At 65.3% G+C, this 12369-nt stretch carries 16 protein-coding genes; 12 read left to right on the top strand and 4 right to left on the bottom strand.

Translation table 11 applies throughout. The features are described 5' to 3' along the window. Positions 1–9: 9 nt before the first annotated feature. Complete coding sequence (locus QGV55_RS04815; protein WP_281017982.1) at positions 10–300, bottom strand: hypothetical protein; 291 nt, start codon at positions 298–300, stop codon at positions 10–12. 79 nt (positions 301–379) lie between these two features. Here QGV55_RS04815 and QGV55_RS04810 point away from each other — a divergent pair, with 79 nt between their 5' ends. Further along, complete coding sequence (locus QGV55_RS04810) at positions 380–1672, top strand: D-arabinono-1,4-lactone oxidase (protein ID WP_281017983.1); 1293 nt, start codon at positions 380–382, stop codon at positions 1670–1672. A 44-nt stretch (positions 1673–1716) separates the two neighbouring features. Here QGV55_RS04810 and purB read toward each other — a convergent pair whose 3' ends face one another. Beyond that, the gene (purB, locus tag QGV55_RS04805) at positions 1717–3018 is read right to left on the bottom strand and encodes an adenylosuccinate lyase (protein WP_281017984.1); all 1302 of its coding nucleotides are present in this window, start codon (positions 3016–3018) and stop codon (positions 1717–1719) included. Between the two features lie 188 nt (positions 3019–3206). Here purB and QGV55_RS04800 point away from each other — a divergent pair, with 188 nt between their 5' ends. The 11 genes from QGV55_RS04800 (at position 3207) to QGV55_RS04750 (ending at position 11241) form a co-directional block, all read left to right on the top strand. Further along, a complete protein-coding gene (locus tag QGV55_RS04800) occupies positions 3207–3407 on the top strand; it encodes a hypothetical protein (RefSeq protein ID WP_281023712.1) in 201 nt (66 codons plus the stop codon). Continuing rightward, positions 3407–3715 carry a hypothetical protein gene (locus tag QGV55_RS04795; RefSeq protein WP_281017986.1) on the top strand — a complete coding sequence of 103 codons (309 nt, stop codon included), beginning with the start codon at positions 3407–3409 and terminating at the stop codon, positions 3713–3715. Before QGV55_RS04800 ends, QGV55_RS04795 begins: the two co-directional genes overlap by 1 nt. Before the next feature lie 98 nt (positions 3716–3813). Then, entirely contained in the window at positions 3814–4770 is a 957-nt protein-coding gene (locus QGV55_RS04790; protein ID WP_281017987.1) for a DMT family transporter, read from the top strand. Next, entirely contained in the window at positions 4767–5369 is a 603-nt protein-coding gene (locus QGV55_RS04785; protein WP_281017988.1) for a glutathione S-transferase family protein, read from the top strand. The genes QGV55_RS04790 and QGV55_RS04785 overlap by 4 nt, the downstream gene beginning before the upstream one ends. A 3-nt stretch (positions 5370–5372) precedes the next feature. Further along, a complete protein-coding gene (locus tag QGV55_RS04780) occupies positions 5373–6149 on the top strand; it encodes an SDR family oxidoreductase (RefSeq protein WP_281017989.1) in 777 nt (258 codons plus the stop codon). A gap of 104 nt (positions 6150–6253) precedes the next feature. Continuing rightward, complete coding sequence (locus QGV55_RS04775; RefSeq protein ID WP_281017990.1) at positions 6254–7480, top strand: CoA transferase; 1227 nt, start codon at positions 6254–6256, stop codon at positions 7478–7480. 4 nt (positions 7481–7484) lie between these two features. Beyond that, a complete protein-coding gene (locus QGV55_RS04770) occupies positions 7485–7949 on the top strand; it encodes a MaoC family dehydratase N-terminal domain-containing protein (RefSeq protein ID WP_281017991.1) in 465 nt (154 codons plus the stop codon). Positions 7950–7953: 4 nt separating this feature from the next. Next, positions 7954–8814 (top strand): mechanosensitive ion channel domain-containing protein, encoded by an 861-nt coding sequence (locus QGV55_RS04765; RefSeq protein ID WP_281017992.1) that lies wholly within the window; start codon positions 7954–7956, stop codon positions 8812–8814. Between the two features lie 65 nt (positions 8815–8879). After that, positions 8880–9509, top strand: coding sequence for a TetR/AcrR family transcriptional regulator (locus QGV55_RS04760; protein ID WP_281017993.1), 630 nt, complete (start codon positions 8880–8882; stop codon positions 9507–9509). Position 9510: 1 nt separating this feature from the next. After that, a complete protein-coding gene (locus QGV55_RS04755; protein ID WP_281017994.1) occupies positions 9511–9945 on the top strand; it encodes a PaaI family thioesterase in 435 nt (144 codons plus the stop codon). A gap of 81 nt (positions 9946–10026) precedes the next feature. Next, positions 10027–11241 carry an MFS transporter gene (locus tag QGV55_RS04750; protein WP_281017995.1) on the top strand — a complete coding sequence of 405 codons (1215 nt, stop codon included), beginning with the start codon at positions 10027–10029 and terminating at the stop codon, positions 11239–11241. A 9-nt stretch (positions 11242–11250) separates the two neighbouring features. On the opposite strand, the gene QGV55_RS04745 is transcribed toward QGV55_RS04750, so the two are convergent. Beyond that, positions 11251–12093, bottom strand: a complete 843-nt coding sequence (locus QGV55_RS04745) for a carbon-nitrogen hydrolase family protein (protein ID WP_281017996.1) — start codon at positions 12091–12093, stop codon at positions 11251–11253. Continuing rightward, positions 12090–12350: a glutaredoxin 3 gene (grxC, locus tag QGV55_RS04740; RefSeq protein WP_281017997.1), complete on the bottom strand. Its 261-nt coding sequence runs from the start codon at positions 12348–12350 to the stop codon at positions 12090–12092. The genes QGV55_RS04745 and grxC overlap by 4 nt, the downstream gene beginning before the upstream one ends. Positions 12351–12369 lie beyond the last annotated feature (19 nt).

The raw sequence follows: 12369 nt of genomic DNA, 5'->3' as shown, positions 1-12369 counted from the left end.
CAGGTGCCCTCAGTCGAGTCCCTTGATCAGCCGCTGGAGGTAGCTCTGGCGACCGGCACGTGCACGGATTTCCTCCGGGTCCGCGTCCTCCCGCTCCCCCAGCGCATCCTCCAGATAGTCGATCAGGGCGCGATAGACCTGCCGGCGGGGCCTGGAGATCTTGTCGACAAAGGTCTCGACCGACAGCCGGTCGATCAGCGCCTGCACCTCCGCAGGGTCGGAGCGCCAGGCCGTGCCCAGCAGACTCCTGATGGTTTCCAGGCGCTTCTCGGCCATTTCCTGGTGCGCATCGTCAGTCACGGGCATTCTCCCCCTGCCACCGAGGCGATCAGCCTCCTATGATCCGGTCAGCAACCAACAGTGCGGACGGTGGATCGGCATGGCAAGCAGCAACTGGCAGAACTGGTCCGGGCATGTCCGCGCGACGCCGGCAGCGATTTTCCGCCCCTCCGACCATGCGGCGCTCTCGGCCAGACTCGGCGAAAGCCGGGGACGGGTACGTATCGTCGGATCGGGCCACTCCTTCACCCCCCTCGCCGCCACGGACCATACCCTGGTCAGCCTCAGCGGGATCGAAGGGACGGTCCTTTCCTGCGACCCGTCCGCCGCCACCGCACGGCTGCAGGCCGGGGCCAGCCTGAATGCCCTTTCACGGGATCTGCAGGAACTTGGTCTGGCTTTCCGCAATCTCGGCGACATCGACGCGCAGTCGCTGGCCGGGGCCACGTCCACCGGCACCCATGGCACCGGCTCGGACTTCCCCTGCCTGTCAGCGGAGATGCAGCAGATCACGCTGGTCACGGCGACCGGCGAAACGGTGACGGCGAGCGAGGAGAATGGCGCCGATCTGCTGCATGCGGCACGCATCGCGCTGGGCAGCCTGGGAATCATTGTCGAGGCGGAGGTCTCCCTGCAACCGGCCTACCGGCTGCATCGGCGCACCTTCGCCCGCCCGCTGAAGGACACGCTGGCCACCGCGATGGACAGTTGGGCGCAGCACCGGAACTTCGAATTCTTCTGCCTGCCGTTCTGCGATCACGCCTTCAACATTGTCCACGACACCACCGATGAGCCGGATTCGGGCGCGAAGGACAACAGTGACAGCAATGCGGTGAAGCAGCTGAAACTGCTGCGCGACCTGCTGGGCTGGGCATCCCCGCTCCGGCGCGCGGTCCTCAACAAGGTCGCCAGGAGCCAGAAACCGGAGGACATCATCGGCCCGAGCTGGGCGATGCTGGCCAACGAACGCAACAATCCCTTCAACGAGATGGAATATCACCTGCCGGTCGATCAGGGGCTGGAGGCGCTGGAGGAAGTGCTTTCCGTGATCGAACGCGAACGGCGCGACGTGTTCTTTCCCGTCGAATGCCGCATGACCAGAGGCGATGACGCCTGGCTGAGCCCGTTTCAGGGCGGTCCGCGCATCTCCGTCGCTGTCCATGCCTGGCATCTTGATCGCTTCGACTGGTTCTTCGAACACATCGAACCGATTTTCCGCCGTCGCGGCGGCCGCCCGCACTGGGGCAAGATGCACTCCCTGCAGGCCGACGACCTGCGACAGCTCTACCCGGACTTCGAGCGTTTCACGAAACTGCGCCGCGAACTCGACCCGGCGGGCCGTTTCCTGAACCCCTATCTGGCGGACCTTTGGGGTGAGCCGTTCGAGACGTGAAACATCTGGATCGCGCTCCGGCCCGGCGCGGGTGAAACGGCTGCCTACTCCCCGAACACGCGCGCGAAGATCGTATCGACGTGTTTCAGGTGGTAGCCAAGGTCGAACATGGACTCCAGGGCCTCATCACTCAGCGCCGCACTCACCTCCGGGTCCGCCTTCAGCAGGGCCAGCAGATCGGCCTTGCCATCCGCTTCCCAGACCTTCATGGCGTTGCGCTGCACCAGACGATAGGCGTCCTCACGGCTGACACCCGCCTGGGTCAGGGCCAGCAGCACGCGCTGCGAATGGATCAGACCGCCCAGCCGGTTCATGTTGGCCAGCATCCGCTCCGGATAGACCACCAGCTTCTCGACCACGCCCGACAGCCGCGCCAGCGCGAAGTCCAGGGTGACAGTGACATCGGGACCGATCATGCGCTCGACGGATGAATGCGAGATATCGCGCTCATGCCAGAGCGCCACGTTCTCCATCGCCGGGATGACCTGGGCGCGGACATAGCGCGCCAGCCCCGTCAGGTTCTCGGTCAGCACGGGATTGCGCTTGTGCGGCATGGCGGAGGAGCCCTTCTGGCCCGGCGAGAAATATTCCTCCGCCTCCAGGACCTCCGTCCGCTGCAGATGCCGGATCTCCGTCGCCAGCCGCTCGACGGAAGAGGCTATGACTCCCATGACGGCGAAGAACATGGCGTGGCGGTCGCGCGGGATGACCTGTGTCGAGACCGGTTCCACCGTCAGGCCCAGCTTCTCCGCAACATGCGCTTCGACGTTCGGGTCGATGTTGGCGAAGGTGCCCACCGCGCCGCTGATGGCGCAGGTCGCGACTTCGGCGCGGGCCTGCACCAGCCGCTCCCGATTGCGCGCGAACTCGGCGTAGTAGGTGGCCAGCGTCACGCCAAAGGTCGTCGGCTCGGCGTGGATGCCGTGGCTGCGGCCGACCTTGACGCTCATCCGGTGCTCCATCGCCCGCTTCTTCAGGGCGGCGAGCAACTGGTCGATGTCGGCGAGCAGGATGTCCGCCGCCTGCGTCATCTGAACGGCCAGGCAGGTGTCCAGCACGTCGGAGGAAGTCATGCCCTGATGCACGAAGCGGGCTTCCTCCCCCACATGCTCGGCCAGGGAGGTCAGGAAGGCGATGACGTCGTGCTTCACCTCCCGCTCGATCTCGTCGATCCGGTCCACGTCGAAGCCGCCCCGGTCCCAGACCGCCTTCGCCGCATCCGCGGGCACGATACCGTTCGCCACCTGGGCATCGGTCGCATGGGCCTCGATCTCGAACCAGATGCGGAAACGGTTCTCCGGCGACCAGATGTTCACCATGTCGGGGCGGGAATAGCGCGGGATCATGAGGCTCTCCGTGGCGGGGCAGCGGCGGGGGTGGAGATGCCATCTAGCAGGGTGCCCAGCCCCCCTCAAGCATCGCGTTGTCGCGGGCGGGGGGATGAAATCGCCGCTTTGCGTCCCTATCTCACCTGAAACGGAACAACCGGGGAAATCAGGTGTTTGAAATTGGCTTCTTGGGCTGGATGGTCGTCGTGGGTATCCTGTTCGTCCTGCCGCTCTGGCGAATCTGTGATCGTGCGGGTCTCAGCCCGACGATCTCGCTCTATGCACTGATCCCCTTCGCGGGGCTGCCGCTGGCTCTGGGCTTCATCGCCTTCAGGACATGGCCGTCCGGTGAAGGCCGGATCACCGGGCCTTTCGATGAGTTCGACCGGGTGAGGGATCGCCTCTGATGGAACATCTGCTGCTGCCCGGCTCGCCCGTGGTCTTCATCCTTGCCTGGTTCGGCTGGCGCATAGCGTCAAAGGCCGGATACAGCGGTTTCTGGGGCCTGACGGCCATCATTCCGCCGATCGGCCTGATCGCACTCTGGGTTCTGGCTTCGCAGAAGGAATGGCCGCGCGACCGCCAGCCCGGACAGGGCCGAAATGGTGGGCCGCGACGCGCCGCTTCACGGGCGGCATCAAGCACACCGGCCACCCGCGACCCCGGCGACATCACGATCCGCCGCCCCGGCGGACCGGTCGTCCGCTCCGACTGACCACGAGGACATCCACGGATCAGGTCAGCCCTGACTGAATAGGTGATTGCCTTCCCCCTGCCTGACGCGCGAACCTGCGTCGGGGGGAGACACATCACGTGGGCAAGGACCGAACCGAAATCACCGGCCTGGCGCTGGCGCTGCTGGCCGGAATTTTCCTGGGCAGCGCGGTCGCCGTCGCGCGCTTCGCCTACGAGGGCGGCGCCAGCGGCGTCGTCGTCGCCAGTGTCCGCAGTATCCTGATGACCACGCTGATGGCCGCCTTCATCCTCTATCGCGGCAGCGGCTTCGGCCTGCCGCGAAAGCTGGTGCCGCTGGCCATGTTCAATGGCGTGCTGATGTCGGCCATGACCTACGGCAATATCGGTGCGGTGGAGTTCATCTCTGTCGGGCTTGCCGCCCTGCTGTTCTTCACCTTTCCCGTCATCATCGCCGTCATCGTCACCGTGTTGCGGATCGAGCCCACCAGCCCGCTGAAACTGTTCTCCATCGTCTTCGCCTTTGTCGGCCTGGCGCTGATGCTGGGCAGTTCGGTCGGCGACAGCGACTGGCGGGGTGTCGTCTTCTCCCTCGTCGCCGCCTTCGCGACCGCCACGAACGCGGTCCTGGTGGCCCGGCATTTCCGTGAAGTGAACGTGTTTCTGATGACGTTTCACTTCAGCTGGACCGCGCTTCTGGTTCTGGTGCTCATCGGCATCTTCGTCGCGGATGTACGGTTCCCGGAGACGGCCGGTGGCTGGGGTGGAGTCTTCGGTGTGGCGGTACTGCAGGCTTCGGCCATGCCCATGTACCTCTGGTCCATATCGCATATCGGTGCACTCAAGTCCGGCATGGCGACCAATATCCAGCCCCTGACCTCCATCGGAGAGGCCTGGGTGCTGTTCGACGAAGTGCTCGGCGCATTGCAGGCGCTGGGCGGTGTTCTGGTACTGGGCAGCATCCTGCTCATGCAGTGGGCGGACATGCGCCTGCGTCGGCGGTCGTTGACCTCGGCCCCCGCGCCGGATCAAATGCCGCCGACCGATAGGGTCCTCAAAGGGGAGGGAGAGAAATGAGCAAACTGACAATTCTGGGTCCGGCCGCTTCGCGCGCCATGCGCACGCTCTGGATGGCGGGCGAACTGGGCATCGACTTCGACCACGAGGCTGACATCAACTTCCGTGGCGGCGACTGCCGCAAGCCCGAGTATCTGGCCATCAACCGGGCCGGTCGCGTGCCTGCGATCAAGGACAGCGACATCGGCATGGGTGAATCCTGCGCCATCAACATCTATCTGGCCAAGAAGCACGGCAAGCTGATCCCGACCGATCTGGTGGGCGAGGCCAAGGTTCTGGAATGGTCGTTCTGGGTGATGACCGAGGTCGAGAAGCCCATGCTGAATTACCTGTTCCACGCCGCCATGCTGCCCGAAGACCAGAGGGATCCGAAGGTCGTCGAACAGGCGCTGAAGGACCTGGCCTGGCCGCTGGAGGTGCTGAACACCTACCTGGCTGACCACAAGTGGCTGGTGGGCGACGATTTCTCCGTGGCTGACCTGAACGTCGCGGCGGTGCTCGCCTGGGGCAAGATGGCCAAGTTCGATTTCTCCGCAGTGCCGAACGTCGCCGAATTCGCTGGCCGCTGCCTCAGCCGTCCGGCGGCAAAGGTACGCTGAACGATGAAGCATCTGTTCGACATCACGGGAAAGGTCGCGGTCGTCACCGGCGGCTCGAAGGGCATCGGCAAGGCCATCGCGCAGGCGCTGGCCGCCCATGGGGCGAAGGTCGTCGTGGCGAGCCGCAAGCTGGATGCCTGCCAGGCGGTGGTTGACGGGATCAGGGCCGACGGCGGCGACGCCACCGCGATCTCCTGCAACATCACCAACCGGGAGGATCTGGAGAAGCTGGTCCGGGAATCGGAAGCCGCCTACGGCCAGATCGACATCATGGTGGCCAATGCGGCGGTGAACCCCTTCATGGGGTCCAACCTCGATATCCCCGATGATGCCTTCCAGAAGATCATGACCTGCAACGTGCAGTCGAACCTCTGGCTGGCGCAGATGGTGATCCCCGGCATGCAGGCCCGCAAGGACGGGGCGTTCATCATCGTCTCGTCCATCGGCGGGCTGAAGGGCGACCGGGCACTGGGGGCCTATGCCATCTCGAAGGCGGCGGACTTCCAGTTGGCGCGCAACCTGGCGGTGGAGTTCGGCAAGGACAATATCCGCGTCAACTGTATCGCGCCGGGCCTGGTGAAGACCGACTTTGCCAAGGCCCTCTGGACCGATCCGGAGCGGTCTTCGAAACGGCTGGCGGGAACGCCCATGGCCCGCCTGGGTGAACCGGAGGATCTGGCCGGCATCGCCGTCTACCTCGCCGCCCCGGCCGGGTCCTGGACCACGGGCCAGGTCTTCGTGGTCGATGGCGGCGTCATGGCCGGCGCTTCCGCAGGCTGATCAGGCCGGAAACCTGTCCGGTTCCTGCCCATGCGGGCAGGAACCGGATGGACGGGCGTGGCCGGCGATGCCGCTACGCGACAACGGACCATGGGGAGAATGAAATGGCTCTGGAAACGGAGAACAGGGGACCGCTGGCGGGCTACAGGGTCGTCGATCTGACGCGCATCGTGCTGGGTCCGCTGGCATCGCAGATGCTGGGCGATCTGGGCGCGGACGTGATCAAGGTGGAGGAACCGGCGGGCGACCTGGCCCGGGCCATCGGCACGACACGCAACGCAGGCATGGCCAGCTGTTTCCTGAACTGCAACCGCAACAAGCGCTCCATCTGCCTGGACCTGAAGCAGCCGGAGGGGCTGGCGGCGATGAAGGACCTGGTGAAGACAGCGGATGTCTTCATCCACGCCCTGCGCCCGCAGGCGGTGCGCAAGCTCGGCATCGCCTATGAGGACCTGAAGGCGGTCAATCCGAACCTGGTCTATGTCGGCGCCTATGGTTTCTCCGAAAGCGGTCCCTACGGCCACAAGACCGCGTTCGACGACATCATCCAGGCTGCCTCGGGCGGGGCCTCGATCCAGGGCACGCTGCTGGACCAGCCGCGTTATGTCAGCTTCATCCAGGCCGACAAGACCTGCGGCCTGATGGCCTGCAACGCGGTCGTCGCGGCATTGCTGCACCGGGAACGCACCGGCGAGGGCCAGTTCGTCGAGGTGCCGATGTTCGAGACCATGGTCGGGATGAACATGGTGGAGCATCTGGACGGCGCGACCTATGCCGATGCGGATGGCCCCACCAAGTACGTGCGGCTGATGACCCCCTGGCGCAAACCCTATCCGTCGAAGGATGGCTGGGTCGCGATCCTGCCCTACGACAACCGGCAATGGGCCGTGGTGCTGGAGGCCGCGGGCCGCAAGGACCTGGTCGATCATCCGCACTTCAACAGCTTCGCCGCGCGGCAGACCCATATCGAGGAAGTCTATTCCACCCTGTCGGAACTGGCCGGGGCGCTGACCACCGATGAATGGCTGCAGAAGCTGGAGCCGCATGGCATCCCCTGCACCCGCGTGAACACGCCAGAGGACCTGCTGGTCGATCCGCATCTGGAACAGGTCGGTTTCTGGCAGCACTATGACCACCCGACGGAGGGTGAACTGCGCACCATGAAGTTCCCGGTGAACTTCGAGAAGAGCCCGGTGTCCGTCAGGCGGCACACGCCGCACCTGGGGGAGCAGACGCGGGAAGTGCTGGCCGAGCTCGGCTATGACACCGCCACCATCGAGACGATGCTGACCGCCGGCGCCGCGCGGGAGAAAAAGGAAGTGAAGGTCTGAGACGATGAAACTACTGGGACATGGCTTCTACTGGCAGGACTGGTCGGTCGGCTGGGCCTTCAAGACACAGACCCGCACCATCCGCGGCGAGGACGTGACCGGTTTCACCGGCATGGTCGGCATGACGGAGGAACTGTTCACCAGCGACTGGTACCTGCAGGAGCACACGAACTTCACCGGACGCCTCGTACCCGGCGCCCTGGTCATGTCGATGGCGGAGGGGCTGGTCATTCCGGCGACCATCGCGCGCACCGGCCTCGCCTTCCTCGGCTGTCAGGTCAATGTCACCGGCCCGACCTATGCGGGTGACACGATCCACGTCGAGGGTGTGGTGACGGAGATCAAGCAGGCCAGCAAGGGCAACCGGGCGCTGGTGCGTACCGACAACAAGGTAATCAACCAGAACGGCGATGTGGTCATGACCTATGACCCGCTGCGGATGATGAAGGGCGATCCCGAATTCGACTGAGCCGATGAGCCTACTCAGCGAGGCACTGCAGGATCTGTCATCCACCGAACGGGTTTTGGTGGCACTGGTCGGTGTCGTCTGCGTGCATCTGTTCGTGCGGCTGCTGCGCCATGTCAGCACCAGCGCCATGCGCAGCCGGGTTGCCCGGCGGTCCACCAAGGCGGTGACGCTGATCAGCCTGGTTTCCAGCAGCATTGTCTTCGCGCTCTATTTCGCCGCCTTCGGTTTCGTGCTGACCGAAGCCGGTGTGCCGCTCTCCACCTACGTCGCCAGCGCGTCGATCATCGGCCTGGCCGTCGCCTTCGGTTCGCAGGGCATCGTTCAGGACGTGGTCAGCGGCGTGACCATCATCTTCACGGACCTGTTCGACATCGGCGACGTGATCGAGGTCAGTGGCCAGGTCGGTGTCGTGGAACGTTTCGGCATGCGCTTCACCGTGCTGCGCAATCCATTGGGGGCGGAGGTCTTCGTGCCCAACCGCTCCATCGTCAACGTGGTCTGCTATCCGCGTGGCTACGTCCGTTGCTTCGTGGATTTTTCCCTGCCCGAGGATGCCGAACTCGCGAAGCGGATGGAGGCCGAGGTACGCCTGATGGCGGAGGCTGCAATCGAGCAGTATCCCGGCATCTTCCGCGCGGCGCCGGAGGTGATGGACCGGCTCAGCACCCGGGCAGGCCGTAGCTTCCTGCGCCTGAAGTTCCGTATCTGGCCGGGACGCGGGGCGCCGCTGGAAGGACCATTCCGTCAGGAGCTGATCCAGGTGGCGAAGCGCATCCAGCCTGACTATGCCGACTGGATGGTGGCCGTGAACTTCGAGGTGGAGCGCTATACCCCGCCCCGCAGCAGACGGCAGCTGCCGGAGTGACGGACCGTTGACGCATCTGGACTGATCAGTCTAATAATGGACTAATCAGTCCAGAGGAACGCATCTTGAGCATTGTCGATGGCATTCACGCCGACGCCGGAACTGTCGGAACCCGGACAGCCCCGACGCGGGACCGTCTGATTCGGGCGTTCACCCACCTTGTCCAGCAACGCGGCTATGCGGCGGTGGGGACGGCGGAGGTACTGAAGGTGGCGTCCGCGCCGCGCGGGTCGCTCTATCACCATTTCCCGACCGGCAAGTCCGGGCTGGCTGTCGCTGCGGTGGAAGACATGGTCGAGGCAGTCACGGATGCCCTGCATCGCGCCGCCACGAGCAGGCGGACCCTGCCCGGTCTGCTGCGCGGCATGGCCAGCGCCCGCGCCTCCTGGCTGAAACGCACGGGCTGGTCGGAGGGGCCGCTGCTGACGGTGCTTTCCAATGAGGTCGTGCCGCACGAAGCCGACATCGCCGAAGCCCTGAAGACAGGCAGCGGGGCAATCAGCAGCGCCTTCACGGACCTGTTCATTGCCCGCGGTTTCGCCCCGGGACATGCCCGGCGCAACGCCCGCATGGCGCAGTCGCTGCTGGACGGTGCGATGACCCTGTCGCGCGCCTCACGCTCGACGGATGCCCTTCTGGAAGCGGGCGACTTCCTGGCCACCCGACTAGCCGATCCAGCCAGCAGAGGAACCTGAGATGACACAGGCAACAACAAGCAACGTGCCGGAAGGCTTCCTGCCGCACTTCCGCAAGAGTCCGCTGACCGATCCATGGGAACCGCTCTGGTCCCGCGTCACCGATGAGGCGGTTGTCATCGGACTGCGCGCGGGGGAACAGCACTGCAATGGTCGCGGCTTCGTCCATGGCGGCCTGATCTCCGCCCTCGCCGACAATGCGCTGGGTCATTCGTGCCGCCAGCGGCGCAACGACGGCAGCAGCCTGGTGACGATCACGCTGAATCTCGAGTTCGTGCAGAGCGCCCAGATCGGCCAGTGGCTCGAATTCCGCCCGATCTACATCAAGTCCGGCGGCAAGGTGGACATTGCCCAGGGTCAGGTCACGGCGGATGGTGAACCCTGCGCACTGGTCTCCGCCACCTTCCGCGTGCTGCAGGCCCGGAAGGCCGCCTGACCCGCGACCGGGCAGGATTTCCAAAACTGCGGCAAACCCCTATCGTGACATGGTGCCAGCGTGCGCACGGGGGGGAATCGGATGAGCGGAAAATGGGGATCAGTGCTGCTGCTGGCACTGGCGGAGGTTCTGGTGCTGAGTGTCTGGTTCTCGGGCGCGGCAACCCTGCCCGCGATCCGGGCGGAGACGGAAATCACCTCCCTGCAGGCATCGCTCTATACGTCGATGCTCAGCATCGGCTTCGTCATTGGCACGCTGATCAGCGCCATCCTCGGCCTCGCAGACCGCTGGCGGCCGCAGTTGTTCTTCGGCGCATCAGCCCTCATCGCCTGCACCGCCAATGCCTCCCTGATCTGGATCGATCCGGCCTCGCCCCTCGTGCCGGTGCTGAGGTTCTGCATCGGGATCAGCATGGCGGGCTGTTATCCCGTCGGCATGAAGATGATCGCGACCTGGGCCAAGGCGGACATGGGGCTGCTGACCGGTCTGCTGGTGGGTGCCCTGACGCTGGGGTCCGGTGCACCGCATCTGGCTCAGGCTTTTCTCGCCGGGATCGACTGGCGGCTGACCCTCGGGGTGACCAGCGCCGCGGCCCTGACCGGCGGTGTGCTGGTGCAGTTCATGTCACTCGGCCCCAACGCGATGCGCCGCGCCGCCTTCAAGCCATCCGCGGTACTGGAAGCCTGGCGCAACCGCGCCCTGCGTCTCGCCAACCTCGGCTATTTCGGCCACATGTGGGAGCTCTATGCCGTCTGGGGCTGGATGGTGGTGTTCCTGAATGCCTCCTTCAGCCGCTGGTACGGGGCGGGCGACCCGCGTGTCGGGCTGAACGCATCCCTGCTGACCTTCGGCGTGCTGGGGGCGGGTGCCATCGGCGCACTGCTGGGCGGCTGGCTGGCGGACCGGATCGGGCGCACGGCCGTCACCATGTCCGCCATGGGTCTCAGTGCCGGATGCTGTCTGGTCGCCGGGTTCCTGTTCGGCGGCCCGCCGTGGATCCTGGCCCTGTTCTGCCTGTTCTGGGGCGTGGTGGTGATCGCCGATTCGGCACAGTTTTCCTCCAGCGTCATGGAACTGGCGGACCCGGAGCGGGTGGGCACCATGGTCACGGCCCAGACCTGCATCGGTTTCCTGCTGACCCTGATCCCGATCCACATGCTGCCGGAAGTGGTCGCACTGATCGGTTGGGAATGGGCCTTCTGGACCATCGCCGTCGGACCACTGCTGGGCTTCCTCGCCATGGCCCGCCTGCGCGCGCACCCGGATGCGGTGAAGATCGCCGGTGGACGCCGATAGAAGCGGTCGTCAATCCGTCAGGGTGTAGGCCCGGTCGTTGCCGAGTGACGGCACGGACTGGCGCGACGCGGTGACCTTCGCCAGGTCGATCTCGGCGGTGACATAGCCGGTATCGGTTCCGGCATCGGCCAGCACCACGCCCCAGGGATCGACGATCAGGGAATGGCCATAGGTCTCCCGGCCACCGTCATGAGCGCCTGTCTGGGCGGCGGCGATGACGAAGCAGCCGTTCTCGATGGCGCGGGCGCGCAGCAGCACGTGCCAGTGCGCCTTGCCGGTCTCCGCCGTGAAGGCGGACGGCATGGTCAGCACCTCCGCCCCTGCCTTGGCGAGGTCACGGTAGAGGTGGGGAAAGCGCATGTCGTAGCAGATGGTCATGCCCAGCTTCATGGCCACATCGCCGGCAACGGGGACATCAATGACGTTCACCCGCTCCCCCGGCTGATAGGCCCGCGATTCCATGAACTTCTGACCGGAGGGCAGTTCCACGTCGAACATGTGGATCTTGTCGTAGCGGTTGGCGATGGCCCCGTCCGGCGCGATCAGGAAGGACCGGTTGGCGAGCCGCTCCCCCTCCCCCTTCAGCGCCAGGGAACCGATGTTGATCCAGACCCCCAGTCGGGCGGCCAGATCGCGATAGGCCTTCAGCGAGGGGTCATCCGCCTCCGCATGGGTATTGGCCATCGTGTCCTGACGGCGGCGGTAGATGAAGTTGCTCACCTCCGGCGTCTGGATGTAGCGGGCACCGTCAGCGGCAGCCTGCTCGATCCAGCCCGTGCAGGCGCTCAGGTTGGCTTCCCAGTCGGTGCCGGTGTTCGGCTGGATGCAGGCGGCGAGGAAGGTATCGCTCACGCCGCGCCCTGCAGCAACGGATCGAGACGTCCGGCCTGATCCAGCGCCTCCATGTCATCGAAGCCCCCGACATGGGTCTCGCCGATGAAGATCTGCGGCACGGTGCGGCGGCCGGAGCGCTGGATCATCTCGTCGCGCTTGCCCGCGGTGAACATCACGTCGATCTCCTCATAGCTCACGCCCTTGCGGTCCAGCAGCTTCTTGGCGCGGTAGCAATAGGGGCAGAGACCGGTGGTGTAGAGGACAACGTTGCTCATGGTGCGGCTCTCCTTCGTG

The sequence above is a fragment of the Minwuia sp. IMCC3009 genome (assembly GCF_029909415.1).
Taxonomy (GTDB): Bacteria; Pseudomonadota; Alphaproteobacteria; order Minwuiales; family Minwuiaceae; genus Minwuia.
This window is presented reverse-complemented; position numbering and strand designations above follow the sequence as displayed.

Excerpts from the sequence above, each read along its gene's own strand:
- QGV55_RS04755 (WP_281017994.1), top strand. The coding sequence starts at position 9,511 with ATGACACAGGCAACAACAAGCAACGTGCCGGAAGGCTTCCTGCCGCAC.
- QGV55_RS04770 (WP_281017991.1), top strand. The coding sequence starts at position 7,485 with ATGAAACTACTGGGACATGGCTTCTACTGGCAGGACTGGTCGGTCGGC.
- QGV55_RS04765 (WP_281017992.1), top strand. The coding sequence starts at position 7,954 with ATGAGCCTACTCAGCGAGGCACTGCAGGATCTGTCATCCACCGAACGG.
- QGV55_RS04775 (WP_281017990.1), top strand. The coding sequence starts at position 6,254 with ATGGCTCTGGAAACGGAGAACAGGGGACCGCTGGCGGGCTACAGGGTC.
- QGV55_RS04810 (WP_281017983.1), top strand. The coding sequence starts at position 380 with ATGGCAAGCAGCAACTGGCAGAACTGGTCCGGGCATGTCCGCGCGACG.
- QGV55_RS04795 (WP_281017986.1), top strand. The coding sequence starts at position 3,407 with ATGGAACATCTGCTGCTGCCCGGCTCGCCCGTGGTCTTCATCCTTGCC.
- grxC (WP_281017997.1), bottom strand. The coding sequence starts at position 12,350 with ATGAGCAACGTTGTCCTCTACACCACCGGTCTCTGCCCCTATTGCTAC.
- QGV55_RS04780 (WP_281017989.1), top strand. The coding sequence starts at position 5,373 with ATGAAGCATCTGTTCGACATCACGGGAAAGGTCGCGGTCGTCACCGGC.
- QGV55_RS04785 (WP_281017988.1), top strand. The coding sequence starts at position 4,767 with ATGAGCAAACTGACAATTCTGGGTCCGGCCGCTTCGCGCGCCATGCGC.
- purB (WP_281017984.1), bottom strand. The coding sequence starts at position 3,018 with ATGATCCCGCGCTATTCCCGCCCCGACATGGTGAACATCTGGTCGCCG.
- QGV55_RS04750 (WP_281017995.1), top strand. The coding sequence starts at position 10,027 with ATGAGCGGAAAATGGGGATCAGTGCTGCTGCTGGCACTGGCGGAGGTT.